Below are 21,139 nucleotides of genomic sequence, written 5' to 3'. Positions count from 1 at the left end.
CTCATCGAACCTTAAACCAAACGGAGAACCGCTATGCGCAGTGGTTTGAGAGACACTTTTGAAACGCTGAGCTGGTCCGGACGCCGCAACGGACCGCGCTCGGGGCATGGGTCGACCCTTGCGGCGACCCGACCGCTGCGTGATGCGCTTCCGCGTATTTTTGACGAGTACAATGTCAAAACGTTTCTTGACGCGCCATGTGGTGATTGGACTTGGATGCAACATGTGGACCTGACCGGCATTCAATATGTCGGCGGGGACATTTCGCTGGAGGTTCTGGAAGAGGTCAAACAGCAGCATGCTGCTCCGGGACGCGAGTTCATGCACCTCGACATCACATCAGACACTCTGCCAAAGGCGGATATGATGATGTGCCGCGACTGTCTTTTTCATCTAAAATGGTGGTTGCGGTGGGCCTTTTTTGAAAACTTCGTCGCCAGCGGAATCCCGTATTTGCTGACGACGCGGCATTACATCCCCCAAAACCCCAGACTGCCAAGAAACGGAGGTTTCAAACGGTTCAACCCGTGCGTTGCACCCTTTAACTTTTCAGAACCGATCGAGACCGTCAGTGAAACGGGCGAAATCAACCTGGACCCCGAGTTTATGCTGACGCGAGAAGGTCAGAAACAACGGTCTTTGGGGATTTGGTCCCGAGACCAGGTCATCGACGCCGTGGCACGACGCGGTTCTGATCCCGACCAAAACGAGACTCGCAGCGCTGGTGATCAAAACATCTAGCGCGCTAACATTAATCACTATGGAGGCCACGAAATGGCAGTCCTCATCGATGAAAATACCAAAGTGATCTGTCAGGGCTTTACCGGCTCGCAGGGCACATTTCACAGCGAACAGGCCATCGCCTATGGCACCAAGATGGTCGGCGGCGTGACCCCTGGAAAAGGTGGGATGACCCATCTCGACCTGCCCGTGTTCAACTCGGTCCACGAAGCCAAGCACGTGACCGAAGCCAACGCCTCGGTGATTTACGTTCCGCCTCCATTTGCGGCTGACTCGATCCTCGAAGCGATTGATGCCGAGATGGAGGTGATCGTCTGCATTACCGAAGGCATCCCGGTTCTGGACATGATGAAGGTGAAACGCGCGCTGGAAGGCTCAAGCTCGCGCCTGATCGGTCCGAACTGTCCTGGCGTGATCACGCCGGATGCCTGCAAGATCGGCATCATGCCCGGTCACATCCACAAGCGCGGTTCGGTCGGCGTTGTGTCCCGTTCGGGCACCCTGACCTATGAGGCCGTCAAGCAGACCACCGATGTGGGTCTGGGCCAGTCCACCTGCGTGGGCATCGGCGGCGACCCGATCAAAGGCACCGAGCATATCGACGTGCTGGAATGGTTCCTGGCCGATGACGAAACCGAGTCGATCATTATGATCGGTGAGATCGGTGGCTCAGCCGAGGAAGAAGCCGCGCAGTTCCTGGCGGATGAGGCCAAGAAGGGCCGCAAAAAGCCAACCGCAGGTTTCATCGCAGGCCGTACGGCCCCTCCGGGCCGCCGCATGGGCCACGCGGGCGCAATCGTCGCCGGCGGCAAAGGTGGAGCTGAGGACAAGATCGAAGCCATGCGCTCGGCCGGTATCGTCGTGGCCGAAAGCCCGGCGCAACTGGGTGAGGCGGTGCTGGAAGCGATTGGGTAAACTGTGAACTGGGGTACAAGAACCCTTATTGGCCTTGTGGCTGCCGTCTCGGCAGCCACAACTGCCCCAGCTGTCGCCGACAGCTCAAAATTCGCTTCGGAAACCGTGGCGGCTTGTCAATCCGCCATTGATCTGGTGACGGTAACGGATAACCTGATCAAGATTGGTTGGACTCACGCTGTTCCAGCAGAACTTGATGACCGCGCAATAAAGTCTTTTGCCGCATCGTTGCTTTCAGAACAGTTTGGTTATGGGGACGTTGCTGATCCGCGCATAGTAAGAACATGGGAACTTGCGTTAAAAAATGCCGCCGGTACACGCAATCTAGTAACTTTCGAAGGCACAGAACAAAAAGACCGTTGGTTTGTAAAATTGCAAACTGGGAGTGTTTTACGCATCAGCACTGATGAGTATAACACCTACAGTCAATTACGTTGCCTGATTGCACTCAAGGATGAAGACTCGCCAGTGACATTTGAGCGTTTGCTTGGGGGTTCAGGACGCGACCCTGCGACTTTGCCTCCGGTGTACCGTCTCAGATCTCAATCTTATGAAAGCAATGGCCTAAAACGGGTTCTGAACAGTGCAGTACTGAACACCGAGCGCATTTCAACCGTTTCGGACATTGGGATAGATGTGTCCTCCATTTTCTCAACCTATGTCACGAAACAGGCAGAGAACTCAAAATGACCTTCTCCGACGCCATCCGCACCTGTTTCTCGAAATTCTTCACCTTCTCGGGTCGTGCCTCGCGGTCTGAATATTGGTTCTTTTTCCTGTTCATCGTGATCTGGAGTATCATCGCCGGGATCATTGATGCACAGTTCTTCACTCAGGTTGCTGTGACTGAAACTGAAACATCCAAATCTGTCACCGCCACGTCTTCGGCACCCGTGCAAAGCATCGTTAGCCTGATCGTTTTCTTCCCGCATCTGGCGGTCGCTTGGCGGCGGATGCATGATACAGGGCGCAACGGGCTATACGCATTGCTGCCGATCCTGCTGATCCTCGGGGCCTTTGCGGTTCTGATCTTTGGTATCGGTCTTGCGTCGCATTTTCAGCACGGCGGCAGTCTGGACATCCTGTTCACCCGCGCCACGCTGCTGATCGTAGTTCCGACGTTGATCGTTCTGTTTGTGTCTCCTCTTCTGGTGTTGTGGTGGCTAACCCGCCCAAGTCAGCCAGGTGTCAATAAATACGGCCCCAATCCAATTGAGGTGCCCCAGTGAACGGACTTGGTATGCAAAAAAGGTCGCGGCCATCTTCTTCCGGAAAGGACCGTTGAAATGGTTCTTGTGTGCCACAAGCATAAATTCATCTACCTCAAGACTACAAAGACGGCTGGCACGTCGACGGAAAAGGTCCTTCAGCCGCTTTGCGAAAAGCCGGGTCTGGGGGAACTGGAAAACGGCAAGGTCAGGATCTCAAAATACGGGATCGTCGGGGCACGGGGGCCTGGGCGGCTTGAACCGCATCCGGATTGGCAGTTCTGGCGCAAGCACAAATACCCATGGCGCAACCACATGCCGGCCTGGGAAGTCAAAGAGAACCTTGGGGCCGAACCATTCGACGAATACACCAAAATCGCAAATGTCCGCGATCCTTTTGACCGAGCGGTGTCTCAGTTTCATTTCATGAAATACCAGCAGAACCTGCCCTCGGAAGATCCGAAAACGGAATTTGAGCAGTTCAAATCGTTCATCTTGTCGGGAACCTGGTCCATCGATTGGAAGATTGTCTCGATCGACAACATTTTGATCGTGGATCGCTTTATTCGAAAGGAACATCTGGTTGCCGACCTGAACGGTATTTTCGCTGATTTTGGCCTGCCGGAAAACAGTTTTAACCTGGGGCATGACAAATCGATGAAGGAACGACGAAAAGGAATACCTGTGCCAGAGTATTATGACACCGAAACGATCGATACTGTCCGACGAAACATGGCCTGGGTGTTTGACAAGCTGGGCTACCCCGACAGCCCGCAGCACTGAGACCAAAACCGAAACCGCCAGCCCATTCGAGGTTCGCACATGACCGAACATACGCCCAATTCCGCATTTCACGCCTCTAGCTTTATGCAGGGGCACAATGCCGAGTATCTGGAACAGCTTTATGCCCAGTACACCAAGAATCCCGGCGCGGTGGATGCCGCCTGGGCCGAGTTCTTCAAGGCCATGGGTGACGCTACGCCGGACGTGCAGCGTGAGGCCGAGGGGCCATCCTGGGCGCGCACCGACTGGCCGCCGATGCCAGCCGATGACCTAACCGGCGCGCTAACCGGCGAATGGGCCGAGATCGACGCCAAGGCAGCGGGCCAAAAGATCAAGGAAAAGGCTGCGGACAAGGGCGTTGCCGTCAGCGACGATCAGATCAAGCGCGCGGTGCTGGACAGCCTGCGGGCGCTGATGCTGATCCGGGCCTACCGTATCCGGGGCCATCTGGCCGCCAATCTGGACCCGCTGGGCATGCGCACGGCCAGTACACACCCCGAGCTGGACCCCAAAACCTATGGCTTCACCGAGGCCGACATGGACCGTCCGATCTTTATCGACAACGTGCTTGGCCTGCAGATGGCAAGCATGCGCCAGATCGTTGAGATCGTGAAACGCACCTATTGCGGCACCTTCGCGCTGCAATACATGCATATCTCTGATCCCGAACAGGCCGCGTGGCTGAAGGAACGGATCGAAGGCTATGGCAAGGAAATCGCCTTCACCAAGGAGGGCCGCAAGGCGATCCTGAACAAGATGGTCGAGGCCGAAGGTTTTGAGAAATTCCTGCACGTCAAATACATGGGCACCAAGCGCTTTGGTCTGGACGGCGGCGAGGCCCTGATCCCGGCGATGGAGCAGATCATCAAACGCGGTGGCGCCCTGGGCGTTCGGGACATCGTGATCGGCATGCCGCACCGGGGCCGCCTGAACATTCTGGCCAACGTGATGCGCAAGCCCTATCGCGCGATCTTCAACGAATTCCAGGGGGGCAGCTTCAAGCCCGAAGACGTGGATGGTTCGGGCGACGTGAAATATCACCTCGGCGCCTCCAGCGACCGTGAGTTTGATGGCAACTCGGTCCACCTGTCACTGACCGCGAACCCATCGCACCTTGAGGCGGTGAACCCGGTGGTGCTGGGCAAGGTCCGCGCCAAGCAAGACCAGTTGAAAGACGATGACCGCACGACAGTGATGGGCATCCTGCTGCATGGCGACGCGGCATTTGCCGGTCAGGGTGTTGTGGCCGAAGGCTTTGGCTTGTCGGGTCTGCGCGGGCACAAGACCGGCGGCACCATGCACATCGTGGTCAATAACCAAATCGGTTTCACCACCGCTCCGCACTTCTCACGCTCCAGCCCATATCCCACGGATATCGCGCTGATGGTCGAAGCACCAATCTTCCACGTGAACGGTGACGACCCCGAGGCCGTCGTGCACGCCGCCAAGGTCGCAACCGAGTTCCGCCAGAAGTTCCACAAAGACGTCGTGATCGACATCTTCTGCTATCGCCGGTTTGGTCACAACGAGGGCGACGAGCCCATGTTCACCAATCCGATCATGTACAAGAAGATCAAGACCCATAAGACCACGCTGTCTCTGTATACCGAGCGCTTGGTCAAGGACGGCCTGATCCCCGAGGGTGAGATCGAGGATATGAAAGCCGCCTTTCAGGCCCATCTGAACGATGAGTTCGACGCGGGCAAAGACTATAAACCGAACAAGGCAGACTGGCTGGACGGGCGCTGGTCGCATCTGGACAAGAACAAAGAAGAATATGTCCGCGGCGAAACCGCGATCACGCCGGACACTCTGGTCGAGATCGGCAAGGCCCTGACGCATGCACCCGCCGACGTTGCCCTGCACAAGACCGTCGGGCGGTTGCTGGATCACAAGAAGAACATGTTCGACAGCGGCAAGGGCTTTGACTGGGCCACGGGCGAGGCGCTGGCCTTTGGCTCGTTGCTGACCGAAGGGTTCCCGGTGCGCCTGTCCGGTCAGGACGCAACACGCGGCACCTTTAGTCAACGTCACTCGGGCTTTGTGCATCAGGAAAGCGAAGAGCGGTACTACCCGCTGAACAACATCCGAGCAGGCCAGTCGAAATACGAAGTGATCGACTCGATGCTCAGCGAATACGCTGTACTGGGTTTCGAATACGGGTTTTCATTGGCCGAACCGAACGCACTAACCCTGTGGGAAGCGCAGTTCGGAGACTTTGCCAACGGTGCGCAGATCATGTTCGATCAGTTCATCAGCTCGGGCGAAAGCAAATGGCTGCGCATGTCCGGTCTGGTCTGCCTGCTGCCGCACGGGTTTGAAGGGCAAGGGCCCGAACACTCGTCCGCACGGCTTGAGCGGTTCCTGCAGATGTGCGGCCAGGATAACTGGATCGTGGCGAATTGTACGACGCCTGCGAACTACTTCCACATCCTGCGCCGTCAGTTGCACCGCACCTTCCGCAAACCGCTGATCCTGGTGACGCCGAAATCGCTGCTGCGCCACAAGCTGGCGGTCAGCACTGCCGACGAATTCACGACAGGCTCAAGCTTCCACCGGGTGCTGTGGGATGATGCACAACACGGCAATTCGGACACCAAGCTGGTCAAGGATGACAAGATCAAGCGGGTCGTGATGTGTTCGGGCAAGGTCTACTATGACCTGCTGGAAGAACGCGACGCCCGCGGGATCGACGACGTCTATCTGATGCGGATCGAGCAGTTCTACCCCTTCCCCGCCCACTCGCTGATCAATGAGCTTGAGCGTTTCAAAGGGGCCGAGATGGTCTGGTGTCAGGAAGAACCCAAGAACCAGGGCGCCTGGACCTTTATCGAACCCAATATCGAATGGGTGCTGACCCGCATCGGCGCCAAACACACAAGGCCGATTTATGTCGGCCGCGCAACCTCGGCTTCGCCCGCGACGGGTCTGGCCAGCCAACACAAAGCTCAACAAGAGGCGCTTGTGAACGAAGCGCTGAGCCTCGAAGGAAAGTAAACGATGACCATTGAAGTTCGTGTACCTACGCTAGGCGAATCCGTCACCGAAGCTACGGTTGCCACCTGGTTCAAGAAACCTGGTGACGCTGTGGCCGTGGATGAGATGCTCTGTGAGCTTGAAACCGACAAGGTAACGGTCGAGGTTCCAGCCCCCGCTGCCGGTGTGATGGGCGAAATCGTCGCTGCCGAAGGTGAAACCGTAGGCGTTGACGCATTGCTGGCCACCATCACCGCAGGCGAAGGTGCTGCACCGGCACCCGCCGCTGCCCCGGCCCCTGCTGCCGCGCCTGCAGCGGCCGCTCGTGGTGGCAGCGTCGATGTGATGGTGCCCACTTTGGGTGAATCCGTGACCGAGGCTACCGTTTCGACCTGGTTCAAACAGGTTGGCGATGCCGTGGCGCAAGACGAAATGCTGTGCGAATTGGAAACCGATAAGGTCTCGGTTGAGGTTCCGGCACCGGCTGCTGGTGTTCTGGCGGAAATCGTAGCGCCCGAAGGCACCACCGTGGACGCCTCGGCCAAGCTGGCCGTGATTTCGGGTTCGGGTGCTGGAGCCGCCCCGGCCGCAGCCCCAGCCGCCGCAGCAGCGCCTGCAGCAGCCACCGCTGCTAAAGACGTGGCCAATGCACCCTCGGCTGAGAAAGCGATGGCCGAGGCTGGTTTGTCCGCCGATCAGGTTACAGGTACTGGCCGCGATGGCCGCATCATGAAAGAGGACGTGGCCCGCGCCGCAGCTGCCCCCGCAGCCCCTGCTCCGGCCCCAGCGCCTGCACCTGCACCGCGCGCACCGGTCGCAGCAGGTGATGCCGCGCGCGAGGAACGGGTCAAGATGACCCGCCTGCGCCAGACCATCGCCAAGCGTCTGAAAGACAGTCAGAACACCGCCGCCATGCTGACCACTTATAACGAGGTGGACATGACCGAGGTGATGGCCCTGCGTAACCAGTACAAAGACCAGTTCGAAAAGAAGCACGGCGTGCGTCTGGGCTTTATGTCTTTCTTCACCAAGGCCTGCTGCCACGCGCTGAAAGAAGTGCCCGAGGTGAATGCGGAAATCGACGGCACCGACATCGTTTACAAGAACTTTGTCCATATGGGCGTTGCCGCCGGAACACCGACCGGTCTTGTGGTTCCGGTTATCCGCGACGCGGATTCGATGTCCTTTGCCCAGATCGAAAAAGCCATCGCCGAAAAAGGCAAGCGCGCCCGTGATGGCAAGCTGTCAATGGAGGAGATGCAGGGCGGCACCTTCACCATCTCGAATGGCGGTGTCTATGGCTCGCTAATGTCCTCGCCGATCTTGAACCCGCCGCAATCGGGTATCCTGGGCATGCACAAGATTCAGGACCGTCCGATGGCAATCAACGGTCAGGTCGTGATCCGTCCGATGATGTATCTGGCCCTGTCCTATGACCACCGGATCGTTGACGGCAAAGGCGCCGTGACCTTCCTTGTTCGTGTAAAAGAGGCGCTGGAAGATCCGCGCCGCCTGCTGATGGATCTGTAATTATGGCAACGCATGTATTGTGGCAGGCCGATGTGGCCGATTTCGATGCCTGGCTGAAAGTGTTTCGTGAGGATACGCCAATGCGCAAGGCTGCGGGTATCCGCGACCTGCACGTCTGGCGGGACCCAGATCAGAGCGACCACGCCATCGCCATGTTCGAAGTGACGAACTTGGACAAAGCACGGGCCTTTTTCGGATCTGAGGAATTGGCGATGCACCACGAGCGGGGCGGCATTGCACATATCACGATCAAGCTGCTGGACCCGGTTTGAAGAAAGCACAGCAGGATCCGGCTACGCTGGATCATGCAGCCACCGGCCCATCCGGTCGACTTAGGAGAGTATAATGGCAAACTATGACGTCATCGTAATCGGCGCCGGCCCAGGCGGCTATGTCTGCGCTATCCGCTGCGCCCAGCTGGGCCTGAAAACCGCCGTTGTCGAAGGGCGTGAAACGCTGGGAGGCACCTGTCTGAACGTGGGTTGTATCCCGTCAAAGGCGCTGCTGCACGCTTCACATCAATTGCATGAGGCCGAGCATAACTTTGCCAAAATGGGTCTCAAGGGCAAAAGCCCCTCAGTCGACTGGAAACAGATGCAGGCCTACAAGGAAGAAACCATTGAGGGCAACACCAAAGGCATCGAGTTCCTGTTCAAAAAGAACAAGATCGACTGGCTGAAAGGTTGGGGCTCGATCCCTGCTGCTGGTCAGGTCAAGGTGGGGGATGAGGTTCACTCGGCCAAGAACATTATCATCGCCTCGGGGTCTGAACCGTCCTCGCTGCCTGGTGTAGACGTTGACGAAAAGGTTGTCGTGACCTCGACTGGTGCGCTGTCACTTGGCAAGATTCCCAAGAAGATGGTCGTGATTGGTGCCGGTGTGATCGGGTTGGAACTTGGCTCGGTTTATCAGCGATTGGGGGCCGAAGTGACGGTGATTGAGTTCCTCAAGGAAATCACACCGGGCATGGACCCCGAGGTTCAGAAGACTTTCCAGCGCATTCTCAAGAAACAGGGCTTGAAGTTTGTGATGGGCGCAGCGGTGCAAAAGACCGAAGCGACCAAAACCAAGGCCAAGGTCACCTATAAACTTCTGAAAGACGACAGCGAGCATGTGATCGACGCGGATACCGTGTTGGTCGCCACCGGGCGCAAGCCGTTCTCTGACGGGTTGGGACTGGAGGCTCTGGGGGTCGAAATGACACCGCGCGGTCAGATCAAAGTTGGCAGCGACTGGCAGACAAACGTACCGGGAGTCTACGCCATCGGCGACGTGACCGAAGGCCCGATGCTGGCCCACAAGGCCGAGGATGAGGGCATGGCCGCTGCTGAACAGGTCGCGGGTAAACATGGACATGTAAATTACGGTGTTATCCCCGGCGTGATCTACACATGGCCCGAGGTCGCCAATGTTGGTGAAACAGAAGCAACGCTCAAGGAACAAGGTCGTTCATACAAGGTCGGCAAATTCATGTTCATGGGCAACGGTCGCGCCAAGGCGAACTTTGCCGCCGATGGCTTTGTCAAAATTCTGGCCGACAAGGACACGGACCGCATTCTGGGCGCGCACATCATCGGCCCGGCAGCGGGCGATCTGATCCACGAGGTCTGCGTGGCTATGGAATTTGGCGCCTCAGCCGAAGACCTGGCCCTGACCTGCCACGCCCACCCGACCTATTCGGAAGCTGTGCGCGAGGCTGCGCTGGCTTGTGGTGACGGTCCGATCCACTCGTAGGACAGCACTGACTCAACCGGAGTTAGCGAGGCTCTCGCCTCGCGCTCCGAGATATTTTTGGCAAGATGAAAAGGCGGATTCCTCGTTCATCTGGCCATTAAATACCTCGGAGGAGTTGCGGCTTACCGCAGCGGGGGCAGAGCCCCCATTTACCACATCGTTTTTGCAGCGCGTGCGCCCCATTCTGAATCGTAGCGTTCACCGCCCTCCTCACCCTGACTTGCCTCGGCCAAAATCTCACCAATACTGGGCAACTCGACGGAACTGTCACCCGAGGTCCAAATTTCAGCGCGCATCAAGGCACGGGCGCATTGCGTGTAGATCTCGGTGATTTCGATAACGATGACCGTGGCTGGCTGTTTGCCGTGTTTCTCAAACCGGGCGCGCAGGTCTGCATCCGCAGTCAGTCGGGCCGTTCCATTTACACGCACCACGTTGTTGGAGCCCGATACCATAAACATCAAGGCCACACGCGGATCACGCACAATATTGCGCAGTGAATCCAATCGATTATTGCCGCGCCAGTCCGGAAGGGCCAGCGTATTTGGATTAAGCTCTAACACCGCCGGGCCATCATCTCCGCGGGGGCTGCCATCCACACCTTCGGGACCCACGGTACTGAGGATACAAAGCCGCGAGCTCATGATCCATTTGCGATAAAGTGGTGTCAGGCTGTGTACCACTTTTCGAAAAGAGGCCGCGCCGGGCGGTCTGTTGTAGATCTCTTCGAGCGATTTGATGTCCTTAATGAACTCCATCCGGATCAAACCCCACTTCTTTCATCAATGCATTGGATCGCGTCTCAATCACGTCTTCCAATCGACCAAGAAACGAATTGCGCGCAACCCCCGGCTCGATCGGATCAAGAAAGTCCACAATCGCCAAACCCGGTTTGCGCAGAACACCTGTGCGCGGCCAGAAAACTCCGGCATTTGTCGCCACCGGGACACAGGGAAATCCCAACCCCTCATACAGAACCGCTGTGCCCACTTTGTAAGGTTTCTGCACCCCTGGCGCAACGCGTGTGCCCTGCGGGTAGATCACCAATTGACCGGGCTCAGTGAATTCTTTGGCGACGTCTTTGACCATCTTGGCAACGGCCGCGCCTTTTTTACCGCGATCGACTGGGATACAGCCGAGACGCCGCGCATACATGCCAATGACAGGGGTCCACAGCAGCTCTTTCTTCATTATGAATTTGCCGTGGGGGATGGCGTCGAAAATTATGATGATGTCGAGAAAGGACTGGTGCTTGGCGCCAATCACCACCTCGTCCACCGGCACTGTGCCGCGTACTTCGGATCGAATGCCAACCATCCAGCGCGCCAGCCACAGGGTTGTGCGGGCATAGGTCTTACACGCCCGCAACGCACCACGCTTGTTGAACAGGGCAAAGGGGGCAAACACGATGCCCAGGATCAGCATCCAGACATAGATCACGATCATGAAGATCAAAGAGCGTACCCATTGAAACGCTGTGGCCATCACGAAAGCTCCTTCAATTTGCGGCTGGCGGCGGTCCACGTGGCCAGGAAGGCAACAGTTGCGCCCAATACAGGGATCAGTGCAGGCAGCAACCAGCCTGCCCCCTGAAAGCCCAGACCGGTCAAAAACCCGCCCTCGTCCGAGGCTTCGGGCAGCAAAAGCACCCCGGTCATACCCAGCAATACCCCGACAACCGCGCCAAAGAATGCCCGGTAGGTAAAGCGCCGGACAAAGGCGCGGGCGATAAAGCGATCCCTGGCACCAACCAGACGCAGCACCTCAATGATCTGCGCGTTGGCCGCAAGCGAGGCATTAGCCGCAAGCGTAATCATGGCTGCGGTCGCGCCACCGATCAGCAGGATCGAGACCCAACCGAGCCGGCGCAGTGACATGGCCGCATCGACCAGAGGTTCGCGCCAGCGGGTGTGGTCGTCCAGCACAGCGCCCGGCACCTCGGCCCCCAACCGCAACCGCAGTCCGGTTGCATCCAGACCCGGATCGCCTTCGATGATCTCGATCAGTTGCGGAACGGGCAATGTGTCCAGCGGCAGGTCAGAACCAAACCATGGCGACAACAGCGCGGCCTGCTCCTCGGTCGTCAGCGCCCGGGCCGATGCGACGCCGGGTGTTTGGGCCAGCACGGTCAACGCAGCCTCGGTCTGGGCGGCCAGCTGGTCGGCGGGGGCATTGATCCGCAAGGTGGCCGCCCCGGCCAGTTCGGTTGCCCAACGGTCGGCCAATCGCCCGGACGCCAGCGACAGGGCCAGCGCAAACACGGTCAGAAAAGCCATCGCGCCCGATACGAACAAGGTCAGATGCGCGGTGTAACCGGTGGGGGGCACCACCCGATCGGCCCGCGCATCCCGTTTCAGCAAGTTTCGGATCATCCCCTTGCTCATAGGTCTGCCCCCGCAAGTTGGACCTGCCGTTGCGAAATACGCAGCACGCGTGCCTGCACCTGGCTTTTGGCAGCTCGGATCAGGCTCAGATCATGGGTGGCGATCAGCACGGTTTTGCCCATCTTGTTCAGCTCGACCAACAGGCGCAGCAAGCGTTGCGACATCTCCCAGTCCACATTGCCAGTGGGCTCATCTGCCAGAACAACATCGGGCGACAGGATCACCGCCCGGGCCAGCGCGGCGCGCTGACGTTCACCACCCGACAGTTCGGGCGGAAGCGCGCCCAGCCGGGTGCCAAGACCCACCCAGTTCAGCAATTCAGTCAGATCATCCCGCAACGCAGATTCCGAACGCCCCGACACCATCAGCGGCAGCGAGACATTTTCGGCCACCGTCATATGATCCAGAAACCGGCAATCCTGATGCACAACGCCAACCCGGCGGCGCAGCAGAGCCATCTGATCGCGATCCAACTGGGCCACGTCCTGTTCAAACGCGCTCAACCGTCCGGACGTGGGCAGCAATGCGCCGTAGCACAGTTTAAGCAAAGTGGTCTTGCCCGCGCCCGAAGGGCCGGTCAGAAAGTGGAACGAACCCGGCTGCAGTCGCAGGGACACGTTGCTCAGCAATTCACCTCCACCATAGGTGTAGCTGACATTTTCCAGCTCGATCACAGGGGCCCCCGTTCTAATTGCTGCTCTTCTTGCCCGAGCGTGGTTGTGGTTTCAATGCCTGCACCGGGGCGAATTGGTGACATTTATGCTGCCAAACCGAAAACACCCTTTGCGGTCAGGTCTTAACGGAATAACATCCCTAAAAAAACTATTATCAGGTCGAGGTCCCGACCAGGAGGCAGCATGCGTCTTACGTGTCCGAATTGCGGTGCCCAATATGAGGTGCCAGACGAAGTCATCCCGGAAGAGGGCCGCGACGTTCAGTGTTCAAATTGCGAGAACACCTGGTTCCAGGCCAAATACCCGGACCAACCCGCGCCCGCAGCGGTCACGCCCATTTCAGAAGAGCCTGCAGCCGAGGAAGCCGCGACAGACCCGACCCCCACACCGGTGGATGAAGCGTTTGCCGCGGAACCGCAGGCTGAGCCTAGATCTGAACCTGCGACGGAACCCGAAACAACACCCGCACCAGAACCTGAAGCAGCCCCCGAGCCGGAAAAACCCGAAACAACCGGAAATATCGACCCCGCTGTTGCCGGCATCCTGCAAGAGGAAGCCGCCCGAGAGGCTGAGCTGCGTGCCCAGGAAGGCGGCAGCATAGAAACTCAGCCCGATTTGGCACTGGACACTCCTCCGGAACCTGACCCCGAACACGCCATCAAGGAACTGACGGCCACGGAAACCGCAGAAGACGCGGGCCAGAAAGATGACCTGCCCGATGTCGAAGCGATCAATTCCAGCTTGCGCAGCGACGACATCATGGGCGCAGAAGACGAGCCCGCGCCGCGTAAATCTGGCGGATTTGTGCGCGGATTTGCATTGATCCTGATTGTTGGCATCATTCTGTTGCTGGTCTATGGCAACGCCCAAAAAATCAGCGAGGCTGTGCCGCAGGCCGAACCGATCCTGACCCCATATGTGTCGCTGGTGGATCAGGCACGTCTGTGGCTCGAAGCACAGACTTCGGGGACAGCACAGAACTGACCTGATTGAAAGACGGACCTAGAACCGCTCTAACAGCCGCTTGAGGTATTCCAACTCGATCTGAGGACGATCCGATTCACCGGTGCGGCGACGGATTTCGTCCAGCAATTCGCGGGCGCGACGATAGACATCCTCGCCCTGCAACAGGCTGTCATCGGTTGAGATCGATCCATTTGAACCCGGGTTGCGGCCCAGCGGATCACGGCTGTTGGCCTGCATATCACCTTCTTGCGATCCCTGACCCGGTTGGTTCTGCTGGTTCTGGGCCAAGGCTTCACCCAGTGACCGCATGCCTTCGCGCAGGGCTTCCATCGCCTCGGACTGGTTGTCGATTGCATCAGCCAGATCATCATTGCGCAGCGCATTTTCGGCCTCGTCCATAGCCCGCCCTGCGCGGCCCAGCGCATCGCGCGCGGCATCGCCCTCGGGCGTGCCCGCACCGGGTAGATTCTGTTGCTGACGACCCAATTCATCGCGCAAAGCCTGTTGGCGATCAGCCAGCGATCCTTGCCCCTGCTGGCCGTCGCCCTGTTGATCTGCGCCGCGACCACCCTGACCTTCGTGGCTTTGCCCCCGACCCTGACCGCCATTGCGGCCTTCGTTGCCCTGGCTTTCACCAGCCTGCGCGCCAGGGTTGAACTGTTCCTGCAGATCGCGAAAAGCCTGATCGCTGAGGCCTTGCTGTTCGCGCAGGGTTTCGGCCAACCCTTCCATCGCCTGCTGGCCTTCGGATTGCTGGCCCTGCCCCTGGCCCTGAGTGACACGCATGTTTTCCATCATCCGCTGGAACTCTTCCAGCGCCTGCTGAGCCTCAGCCATGCGGCCCTGTTCCATCAGTTCCTGAATACGGTCCATCATCCGCTGCAGATCGTCCTGCGTCATCTGCAGGGATTCGCCATTCTCGCCTTGTTGGTTTTCGTCAAACTCACCGTTTTCCTGTGCCAGACGCTGCAGTTGGCGCATGTAATCCTGCGTTGCCTCGCGCAGCTCTTGCATCAGCTCAGCGATTTCCTCATCGGAGGCGCCGTTCTTCATCGCCTCGGTCAGGCGTTCCTGTGCCCGGCGCATCCGTTCCAGCGCATCGGCCAGCGTACCGTCTTCGATGATGATCGCCAGATCCCACAGGGCCTGGGCGATCTCTTCCTGTTGTTCCAGTGTCAGCCCGTAGTCATCGAACATTTCCAATCGCCGCAGGGTCACACGAAGACGCAGATACGCGGTGTCGGATCGAAAGAACCCTTCGGGCAGATGCGAGATCGCGCGCAAAATCTGAGACACCCGGGGCGCGTTGTCCCTGGCCCACAGCAAATCACGCCGCTGTTCGATCACTGCAGCGGCCAGTGGATCAAAGAAACGCCGCGCAGGCAATGTGGTCTGATACGGATCAGAGTGGCCTTCCTGATCGGCCGCATCCCGTGCCGTCAATGTAATCTTGACCGGCAAATGCGCCCAAGGGTGCTGCGAGAAATCCTCGATCAGGTCTTCGGTAAAATCGATCCGGTCGCCGGTAATCGGCATCGGAAGTTCCACGGTGATCACTTCGCGCGGTTCAGGTACAGCGGCCAGACCATAGCTCCGGCTGACCTCAGCCAGATCCAGCGCGATCACGGCTGATCCAGAGACCACGCCATAATCGTCCACAGCAGTGAACGGCAGTTTCATGCGTCCACCAGCCTCGGTCTCGGCTTCGTCGGCGATCGCAATCTTCGGCGACGTATCCGCAATGATGTTTACGGCCCAGTTCCGCCCTGCCGGACCATCAATCGTCAACTGGCCTGAACGGGTGGCAATAAAATCCTGTTCCACCTCAGATGCGTCTTCGGCGCCCAGGGGCGATGTTGTCTCGGTCAAGCTATGGTCGCCGACTTCGCCATAAAAACGTAGGGTGATGCGGCTACCTTGCGGAACAGATAGTGTCGGGTCTGATTGATCCGCCAAGTAAAGCGTCGGCAAGCCGGTATAGCGTGGCGGCTCCACCCAGCCTTCCCAGCTGGGCCCCTGCCCAGCCGTGGCCGCGCCCGGCGTCATCTCGGCCACTGAACCAATGCGCCAGAATGATCCGAACAAAACCGCAATCACCAGCGCCAGCAAGGCAGAGTAACGCAACGCATAAGGATCGCGATCAGCCAGCCGCAAATCTGGTTTGACCGGCTCAGCCTGCGCCGCCCGTTGCGCCATACGTGTCTGATGCGCCCGCCACAGCGCGACTGAATCGGCATCCATCGCCCCAATGGCCTGATCGTCCATAAGCGCCTGAATCGGACGCCCCGGCAGTGACGCATCCACCCGCATCAGCGCTTCGGCCCGTCTGGGCAAATGGAATCGCCTGATACCCCAGACCAGCGCCACCAGCAGGCCAATCACTGCGACAACACCCACTGCCCAGACCACCTCGACCCGGACGTGATCCTGCAACCCCAGCATCAACGCAGCCAGAATCGCCATGAAAATCGAGAAAAATGGCCAGAATGCGCGCAAAACCTGCTCGGCCAGCATCCCTGCGTGCGTCAGCCACAGGGAAAGTCTTGGAATCGGCAGGTTATGTCTTGCGTTCAAGGCAGGCCTCCTGAGCGGGCCCGCACGGTCATCGTGTCAAAGCCACTCAGGTATGGTATCGCGGTTTATGATTTCGTCAAAGCTTGGCCGTTCACGAATAACTGCAAATTGATCCCCATGTACCAGAACCTCAGGGATCAGGGGGCGCGTGTTATATTCGCTGGCCATCACCGCCCCATAGGCTCCGGCGCTGCGAAAGGCCACCAGATCACCCGGCGCCAGCGGTGGCATGTTGCGTTGTTTGGCGAAGGTATCACCGGTCTCACAGACCGGACCGACAATATCATAGGGCTGTTGTTCAACGCCCGGCGCCGGTTCCTGCACGGCAACGATATCGTGATGCGCCTCGTACATGGCGGGGCGGATCAGGTCGTTCATGGCCCCGTCGAGGATCAGAAAATCGCGCCCCTCACCGGATTTCACATAGATCACCTTGCTGATCATCAAACCGGCATTGCCCGCGATCAGACGACCAGGTTCGATCTCGATCTCGCAATCCAGATGGCCCAGCGTTTTCTTGATCAACGCACCGTATTCTACGGGCAGCGGTGGTGCGTCATTGGCACGGGTATAGGGAATGCCCAAACCTCCGCCCAGATCGAGACGGCGGATATTGTGACCTTCGGCACGCAGCTGCTCAGTCAACTCTGCGACTTTGGTATAGGCCAGCTCGAACGGCTCCAGCTCGGTCAGTTGCGAGCCGATATGGACGTCGATGCCAATCACCTCAAGCCCGGGCAGGGACGCGGCGTGGGCATAGACCTCTGACGCGCGGGCGATGGGAATACCGAACTTGTTCTCGGACTTTCCTGTAGCGATCTTGGCGTGGGTTTTGGCATCAACATCCGGGTTAACCCGCACAGTGATCGGCGCAACCACACCCAATTCCAGTGCTACAGCGTTAATCACTTCCATCTCGGGCTCGGATTCGACGTTGAACTGACGGATGCCCCCGATCAGCGCGGTGCGGATCTCATCCACAGTTTTGCCAACGCCTGAGAACACGATTTTTTCGCCTGGCACACCCGCCGCCTTGGCGCGCAGGTATTCCCCGCCCGAGACCACATCCATCCCCGCGCCCGCCTGCGCCAGCGTTTTCAGAATCGCCTGATTGCTGGCGGCTTTCATCGCATAGCAGACAAGATGCTCGGTCCCTTCCAGCGCGTCATCGAACAACTGGAAATGGCGCAGTAAAGTCGCGGTGGAATAGACGTAAAACGGGGTCCCGACCGCGGCAGCGATTTCGGAGATTGGGACATCCTCGGCGTAAAGCGCGCCGTCGCGGTAGAGAAAGTGATCCATGACAGCGCGCTTAGACCAAAACCGCCCGGCGGATCAATGGATTCCGCACATCCGGCGGTATTCGGTCAGTTGGTGACAGAAACGCCAACCCGACCATAGCCCGAAATCGAAACACCAGAGCTGCCGGAATTCGCCTCGGGCTCGGGACGGGAGTTGTGCGAAGGCTCGCAGGCCGCAAGTACGGCAATAGTCAGGATCAGGCCGAAAATCTTCATGATGTCATCTTAGCTCAGGAAATTCGGCACCAGGCCGATCATACGTGCGAACATGGGCGCCGCGTGGGCAAAATGCAATTACCTCAGAGGATTAAACCCCAAGAAAAACACCCAATCCACCGCGCCGAAAGCCAACACCACCACCAACATAGGTGCCGCTGCTTCCGACGCCTACATTGGCGCTCATCGTGGGTTGGATCGGCTCGCCATCTGCGCCACAGGCGGCCAGGGCAAACCCAGCCGCAATCAGCAGGACAACACGGAGAATTTGCATCATACCAACGCCTTCCATCGCTTGATCTGGGCCCGCACCTGATCCGGTGCAGTGCCGCCATAAGACTGGCGCGAGTTTACCGAATTTTGGACGGTAAGGACAGAATAGACGTCACCGGTGATATCTGCGTGGACCGATTGCATGTCCTCCAGCGTCAGGTCAGGCAAGTCGCAGCCTTTGCTTTCGGCCATGGCCACCAGCGATCCGGTCACATGGTGGGCGTCGCGGAACGGCAGGCCCAATACACGAACCAGCCAATCGGCAAGGTCGGTAGCGGTCGAGAACCCCGAGCCCGCTGCCGCCGCAAGGCTCTCGCGGTTGGCAGTCATGTCCTTAACCATACCTTCCATCGCAGCCAGTGCCAGCATCCAATTGTCGGCGGCATCAAAGACCTGCTCCTTGTCTTCCTGCATGTCCTTGGAATAGGCCAGCGGCAGGCCTTTCATCACCATCATCAATGCGGTATTTGCACCGTAAATGCGGCCCACTTTGGCGCGGATTAACTCTGCAGCATCCGGGTTCTTCTTCTGCGGCATGATCGACGAACCAGTCGAAAACCGATCAGACAGGGTGACAAATCGGAACTGGGCCGAAGACCAGATCACCAGCTCTTCAGCAAAGCGCGACAGGTGCATGGCGCAGATCGAGGCGGTCGACAGGAACTCAAGCGCGAAATCGCGGTCGCTGACTGCGTCCAGCGAGTTGGCGGCAGGCCGGTCAAAGCCCAGCGCCTCGGCCGTCATCTGGCGGTCGATGGGAAAAGACGTCCCAGCCAAAGCCGCCGCCCCCAAGGGGGATTCGTTCATCCGGGCTCGCGCATCGCGGACGCGGCTCAGGTCACGGCCAAACATCTCGACATAGGCCATCATGTGGTGGCCCCACGTCACCGGCTGTGCGGTTTGCAGATGGGTAAAGCCTGGCATGACCCAATCGGCCCCGGCCTCGGCCTGCGCCAAAAGCGCGCGGATCAGGGCCAGCAGGCCGCTCTCTGCCGCGTCCAGTTGATCACGCACCCACAGTTTGAAATCGGTCGCAACCTGGTCATTCCGGCTGCGGCCCGTGTGCAAACGACCTGCAGGCTCGCCAATAACCTCTTTCAGACGCGCTTCGACATTCATGTGGATGTCTTCCAGCGCGGTCGAGAACTGAAATTCCCCGTTCTGAATTTCTGACAAAACGGTGAGCAGCCCTTCCCGAATTGCCTGCGCATCACTATCAGTTATTACGCCTGTGGCAGCCAACATGGCGGCATGGGCGCGCGAGCCTGCGATGTCCTGGGCTGCCATCCGCTGATCGAACCCGATCGAGGCATTGATTGCCTCCATGATCGCGTCTGGACCGGCGGCAAAGCGGCCGCCCCACATCTGGTTCGAAGATTGATCGGTCATGTAAGAAAACCCGGAGTTGATATGCGCCTATTTCGTCTGATCCCCCTTTATATGGCCCTTGCGCTGGGTGCAAACGCCGCTTTGGCGACAGATGCCGAAACGCTTGGCCCCCTGCGTGATGGAACACTGAAACGCCTGATCCTGCACAAAGAACCCAAGCCCGCAAAAACAATCGAATTCCAGCTGGAAGATGAGGGCGGAGTTGGAACGCTTGAGGACTATGCCGGCAAGTATGTTCTGGTGAACTTCTGGGCCACGTGGTGTGCGCCTTGCCGCAAAGAGATGCCGCAGATTGCCGAGCTGCAAGAAGAGTTCGGCGGTGACAAGTTTGAGGTTCTTACACTTGCCACCGGGCGCAACTCACCCGCCGGGATCAAGAAGTTCTTCGAGGAAAACGGCATTAATAACCTGCCGCGCCATCAGGACCCCGGTTCAGCCGCCGCGCGCGAGTTTGGCGTTGTTGCGTTGCCAATCACCGTTATTCTGGATCCTGAGGGTCAGGAAATTGCCCGGCTGATCGGCGATGCGGAATGGAATTCAGAAAGTGCCAAGGCGATTATCGCGACGCTTGTCGGCGCTGAAAGCTAAGCAAAACACATAAGAAAATTGCGAATCGTGTTATTCTCCCAACTATTAGTTTGGGGGGAATAGCTGTGAATTCTATTGCCATCTTGGCCGCGGCAGCCAGTGTCCTGTGCATTTCGGCGGCTGCCGCAGACGCCAAAGACATCAAAAAGAAGCAGCAATTCATGGATGCTGTCATCGGCAAGAAACTTGTGCGCAATAGGTACTGGTTCATCGTCGCGGCAGACGGCACGATTTACGGGGATACCGCCCAAAAAGGTAAAATCAAAGGTGCCTGGGTCTGGAACAAAAGGTACTACTGCCGAAATCTCTTTATCGGGACCACGCAACTTCCTGTGGATTGTCAGAAAGTCGCAATCGACGGAGACCAAGTAGTTTTTACGCGTAAGAAGGGAAAAGGTAAGGCCGTGCCTATGACCATTTCCGACTAGGCAGAAAACACTGCATTCATATGTGCTAGAATAGAAATGGTCTTTTTGGGCCGGATTTTCTAATTGCTACCAGTGAAAAGGAGGCGACAATGAAACCAGTGGTTCTGTTGATCGGTCGCTTGCCGAATGTAATCGGCGACGTGGCGCGGCGTCTGGATCACATGCCTATCCAATGGCTGGGCGCGCATGATCAGGATGAGGTCCGGCGGCAACTGGATGCCGAGCCCCGGATCGTCTGTGCGGTCATGGGCGCGGGCTTGGATGACAAGATCCGCGGTGAGATGGTCGGCATCATCGCAGCACGCAGGCCAGACATCTGCATACACCTGAAAGACAGGGCCTCGGGGCCTGATGGGCTGGTGCCCTTTGTCGAACGCGTGGTGCAGCACGAAGTCCTGGACACGTTCGAAGCTGGCTGACGCAACGCTACCTTTGACAGCGTCATTGCCGCTCTGCAAT

The 21,139-nt window shown here is 58.3% G+C and carries 22 protein-coding genes; 13 read left to right on the top strand and 9 right to left on the bottom strand.

The window, feature by feature from the left end; genetic code table 11:
- Nucleotides 1-33 precede the first annotated feature (33 nt).
- The 9 genes from ACR0AL_RS13140 to lpdA all read left to right on the top strand — a co-directional run bounded on the left by ACR0AL_RS13140 (nucleotide 34) and on the right by lpdA (nucleotide 9,887).
- Nucleotides 34-741, top strand: a complete 708-nt coding sequence (locus tag ACR0AL_RS13140; RefSeq protein ID WP_170377761.1) for a class I SAM-dependent methyltransferase — start codon at nucleotides 34-36, stop codon at nucleotides 739-741.
- 33 nt (nucleotides 742-774) lie between these two features.
- The gene (sucD, locus tag ACR0AL_RS13135; RefSeq protein ID WP_170350627.1) at nucleotides 775-1,656 is read left to right on the top strand and encodes a succinate--CoA ligase subunit alpha; all 882 of its coding nucleotides are present in this window, start codon (nucleotides 775-777) and stop codon (nucleotides 1,654-1,656) included.
- A gap of 3 nt (nucleotides 1,657-1,659) precedes the next feature.
- Nucleotides 1,660-2,346, top strand: coding sequence for a hypothetical protein (locus ACR0AL_RS13130; protein WP_170350629.1), 687 nt, complete (start codon nucleotides 1,660-1,662; stop codon nucleotides 2,344-2,346).
- The gene (locus tag ACR0AL_RS13125) at nucleotides 2,343-2,885 is read left to right on the top strand and encodes a DUF805 domain-containing protein (protein ID WP_170350630.1); all 543 of its coding nucleotides are present in this window, start codon (nucleotides 2,343-2,345) and stop codon (nucleotides 2,883-2,885) included. The genes ACR0AL_RS13130 and ACR0AL_RS13125 overlap by 4 nt, the downstream gene beginning before the upstream one ends.
- A gap of 57 nt (nucleotides 2,886-2,942) precedes the next feature.
- Nucleotides 2,943-3,647, top strand: a complete 705-nt coding sequence (locus ACR0AL_RS13120) for a sulfotransferase family 2 domain-containing protein (protein WP_480663326.1) — start codon at nucleotides 2,943-2,945, stop codon at nucleotides 3,645-3,647.
- A gap of 39 nt (nucleotides 3,648-3,686) precedes the next feature.
- A complete protein-coding gene (locus tag ACR0AL_RS13115) occupies nucleotides 3,687-6,644 on the top strand; it encodes a 2-oxoglutarate dehydrogenase E1 component (RefSeq protein WP_170350633.1) in 2,958 nt (985 codons plus the stop codon).
- Nucleotides 6,645-6,647: 3 nt separating this feature from the next.
- Nucleotides 6,648-8,153 (top strand): 2-oxoglutarate dehydrogenase complex dihydrolipoyllysine-residue succinyltransferase, encoded by a 1,506-nt coding sequence (gene odhB, locus ACR0AL_RS13110; protein ID WP_170350635.1) that lies wholly within the window; start codon nucleotides 6,648-6,650, stop codon nucleotides 8,151-8,153.
- 2 nt (nucleotides 8,154-8,155) lie between these two features.
- Nucleotides 8,156-8,425, top strand: coding sequence for a hypothetical protein (locus ACR0AL_RS13105; RefSeq protein ID WP_170350636.1), 270 nt, complete (start codon nucleotides 8,156-8,158; stop codon nucleotides 8,423-8,425).
- Between the two features lie 73 nt (nucleotides 8,426-8,498).
- Nucleotides 8,499-9,887 (top strand): dihydrolipoyl dehydrogenase, encoded by a 1,389-nt coding sequence (lpdA, locus tag ACR0AL_RS13100; RefSeq protein WP_480648140.1) that lies wholly within the window; start codon nucleotides 8,499-8,501, stop codon nucleotides 9,885-9,887.
- Nucleotides 9,888-10,036: 149 nt separating this feature from the next.
- Here lpdA and ACR0AL_RS13095 read toward each other — a convergent pair whose 3' ends face one another.
- The 4 genes from ACR0AL_RS13095 to ACR0AL_RS13080 are packed head-to-tail and all read right to left on the bottom strand — an operon-like array spanning nucleotide 10,037 to nucleotide 12,945.
- Entirely contained in the window at nucleotides 10,037-10,645 is a 609-nt protein-coding gene (locus tag ACR0AL_RS13095) for a pyridoxamine 5'-phosphate oxidase family protein (protein ID WP_170350639.1), read from the bottom strand.
- The gene (locus tag ACR0AL_RS13090) at nucleotides 10,632-11,372 is read right to left on the bottom strand and encodes a lysophospholipid acyltransferase family protein (RefSeq protein ID WP_170350640.1); all 741 of its coding nucleotides are present in this window, start codon (nucleotides 11,370-11,372) and stop codon (nucleotides 10,632-10,634) included. The genes ACR0AL_RS13095 and ACR0AL_RS13090 overlap by 14 nt, the downstream gene beginning before the upstream one ends.
- Complete coding sequence (locus ACR0AL_RS13085) at nucleotides 11,372-12,271, bottom strand: cell division protein FtsX (RefSeq protein ID WP_170361370.1); 900 nt, start codon at nucleotides 12,269-12,271, stop codon at nucleotides 11,372-11,374. Before ACR0AL_RS13085 ends, ACR0AL_RS13090 begins: the two co-directional genes overlap by 1 nt.
- Nucleotides 12,268-12,945 (bottom strand): cell division ATP-binding protein FtsE, encoded by a 678-nt coding sequence (locus ACR0AL_RS13080; protein ID WP_480648139.1) that lies wholly within the window; start codon nucleotides 12,943-12,945, stop codon nucleotides 12,268-12,270. The genes ACR0AL_RS13085 and ACR0AL_RS13080 overlap by 4 nt, the downstream gene beginning before the upstream one ends.
- A gap of 183 nt (nucleotides 12,946-13,128) precedes the next feature.
- Here ACR0AL_RS13080 and ACR0AL_RS13075 point away from each other — a divergent pair, with 183 nt between their 5' ends.
- Nucleotides 13,129-13,929 carry a zinc-ribbon domain-containing protein gene (locus ACR0AL_RS13075; RefSeq protein ID WP_480648137.1) on the top strand — a complete coding sequence of 267 codons (801 nt, stop codon included), beginning with the start codon at nucleotides 13,129-13,131 and terminating at the stop codon, nucleotides 13,927-13,929.
- 18 nt (nucleotides 13,930-13,947) lie between these two features.
- On the opposite strand, the gene ACR0AL_RS13070 is transcribed toward ACR0AL_RS13075, so the two are convergent.
- The 5 genes from ACR0AL_RS13070 to argH all read right to left on the bottom strand — a co-directional run bounded on the left by ACR0AL_RS13070 (nucleotide 13,948) and on the right by argH (nucleotide 19,664).
- A complete protein-coding gene (locus ACR0AL_RS13070) occupies nucleotides 13,948-16,485 on the bottom strand; it encodes a TIGR02302 family protein (protein WP_319003521.1) in 2,538 nt (845 codons plus the stop codon).
- 36 nt (nucleotides 16,486-16,521) lie between these two features.
- Nucleotides 16,522-17,787 carry a diaminopimelate decarboxylase gene (gene lysA / locus ACR0AL_RS13065; RefSeq protein ID WP_480663324.1) on the bottom strand — a complete coding sequence of 422 codons (1,266 nt, stop codon included), beginning with the start codon at nucleotides 17,785-17,787 and terminating at the stop codon, nucleotides 16,522-16,524.
- A 65-nt stretch (nucleotides 17,788-17,852) separates the two neighbouring features.
- Nucleotides 17,853-18,002 carry a hypothetical protein gene (locus ACR0AL_RS13060; protein ID WP_170350645.1) on the bottom strand — a complete coding sequence of 50 codons (150 nt, stop codon included), beginning with the start codon at nucleotides 18,000-18,002 and terminating at the stop codon, nucleotides 17,853-17,855.
- Between the two features lie 91 nt (nucleotides 18,003-18,093).
- On the bottom strand, nucleotides 18,094-18,279 hold the full coding sequence (locus ACR0AL_RS13055) for an argininosuccinate lyase (protein ID WP_413247489.1): 186 nt from the start codon (nucleotides 18,277-18,279) through the stop codon (nucleotides 18,094-18,096).
- Nucleotides 18,276-19,664 carry an argininosuccinate lyase gene (gene argH / locus ACR0AL_RS13050; protein WP_170361360.1) on the bottom strand — a complete coding sequence of 463 codons (1,389 nt, stop codon included), beginning with the start codon at nucleotides 19,662-19,664 and terminating at the stop codon, nucleotides 18,276-18,278. The genes ACR0AL_RS13055 and argH overlap by 4 nt, the downstream gene beginning before the upstream one ends.
- A 21-nt stretch (nucleotides 19,665-19,685) precedes the next feature.
- On the opposite strand from argH, the gene ACR0AL_RS13045 reads away from it, so the two are divergent.
- The 3 genes from ACR0AL_RS13045 to ACR0AL_RS13035 all read left to right on the top strand — a co-directional run bounded on the left by ACR0AL_RS13045 (nucleotide 19,686) and on the right by ACR0AL_RS13035 (nucleotide 21,099).
- The gene (locus ACR0AL_RS13045) at nucleotides 19,686-20,252 is read left to right on the top strand and encodes a TlpA disulfide reductase family protein (RefSeq protein ID WP_170361358.1); all 567 of its coding nucleotides are present in this window, start codon (nucleotides 19,686-19,688) and stop codon (nucleotides 20,250-20,252) included.
- Nucleotides 20,253-20,317: 65 nt separating this feature from the next.
- Entirely contained in the window at nucleotides 20,318-20,680 is a 363-nt protein-coding gene (locus ACR0AL_RS13040) for a hypothetical protein (protein WP_170350649.1), read from the top strand.
- Nucleotides 20,681-20,769: 89 nt separating this feature from the next.
- A complete protein-coding gene (locus ACR0AL_RS13035; protein ID WP_170350651.1) occupies nucleotides 20,770-21,099 on the top strand; it encodes a hypothetical protein in 330 nt (109 codons plus the stop codon).
- Nucleotides 21,100-21,139: the final 40 nt, after the last annotated feature.

This window comes from Ruegeria sp. BB1 (assembly GCF_056539465.1).
This window is presented reverse-complemented; position numbering and strand designations above follow the sequence as displayed.

Coding starts and splice junctions, on each gene's coding strand:
- ACR0AL_RS13140 (WP_170377761.1), top strand. CDS start 34: ATGCGCAGTGGTTTGAGAGACACTTTTGAAACGCTGAGCTGGTCCGGA.
- sucD (WP_170350627.1), top strand. CDS start 775: ATGGCAGTCCTCATCGATGAAAATACCAAAGTGATCTGTCAGGGCTTT.
- ACR0AL_RS13125 (WP_170350630.1), top strand. CDS start 2,343: ATGACCTTCTCCGACGCCATCCGCACCTGTTTCTCGAAATTCTTCACC.
- ACR0AL_RS13120 (WP_480663326.1), top strand. CDS start 2,943: ATGGTTCTTGTGTGCCACAAGCATAAATTCATCTACCTCAAGACTACA.
- ACR0AL_RS13115 (WP_170350633.1), top strand. CDS start 3,687: ATGACCGAACATACGCCCAATTCCGCATTTCACGCCTCTAGCTTTATG.
- odhB (WP_170350635.1), top strand. CDS start 6,648: ATGACCATTGAAGTTCGTGTACCTACGCTAGGCGAATCCGTCACCGAA.
- ACR0AL_RS13105 (WP_170350636.1), top strand. CDS start 8,156: ATGGCAACGCATGTATTGTGGCAGGCCGATGTGGCCGATTTCGATGCC.
- lpdA (WP_480648140.1), top strand. CDS start 8,499: ATGGCAAACTATGACGTCATCGTAATCGGCGCCGGCCCAGGCGGCTAT.
- ACR0AL_RS13095 (WP_170350639.1), bottom strand. CDS start 10,645: ATGGAGTTCATTAAGGACATCAAATCGCTCGAAGAGATCTACAACAGA.
- ACR0AL_RS13090 (WP_170350640.1), bottom strand. CDS start 11,372: ATGGCCACAGCGTTTCAATGGGTACGCTCTTTGATCTTCATGATCGTG.
- ACR0AL_RS13085 (WP_170361370.1), bottom strand. CDS start 12,271: ATGAGCAAGGGGATGATCCGAAACTTGCTGAAACGGGATGCGCGGGCC.
- ACR0AL_RS13075 (WP_480648137.1), top strand. CDS start 13,129: ATGCGTCTTACGTGTCCGAATTGCGGTGCCCAATATGAGGTGCCAGAC.
- lysA (WP_480663324.1), bottom strand. CDS start 17,787: ATGGATCACTTTCTCTACCGCGACGGCGCGCTTTACGCCGAGGATGTC.
- ACR0AL_RS13060 (WP_170350645.1), bottom strand. CDS start 18,002: ATGAAGATTTTCGGCCTGATCCTGACTATTGCCGTACTTGCGGCCTGC.
- ACR0AL_RS13055 (WP_413247489.1), bottom strand. CDS start 18,279: ATGATGCAAATTCTCCGTGTTGTCCTGCTGATTGCGGCTGGGTTTGCC.
- argH (WP_170361360.1), bottom strand. CDS start 19,664: ATGACCGATCAATCTTCGAACCAGATGTGGGGCGGCCGCTTTGCCGCC.
- ACR0AL_RS13045 (WP_170361358.1), top strand. CDS start 19,686: ATGCGCCTATTTCGTCTGATCCCCCTTTATATGGCCCTTGCGCTGGGT.
- ACR0AL_RS13035 (WP_170350651.1), top strand. CDS start 20,770: ATGAAACCAGTGGTTCTGTTGATCGGTCGCTTGCCGAATGTAATCGGC.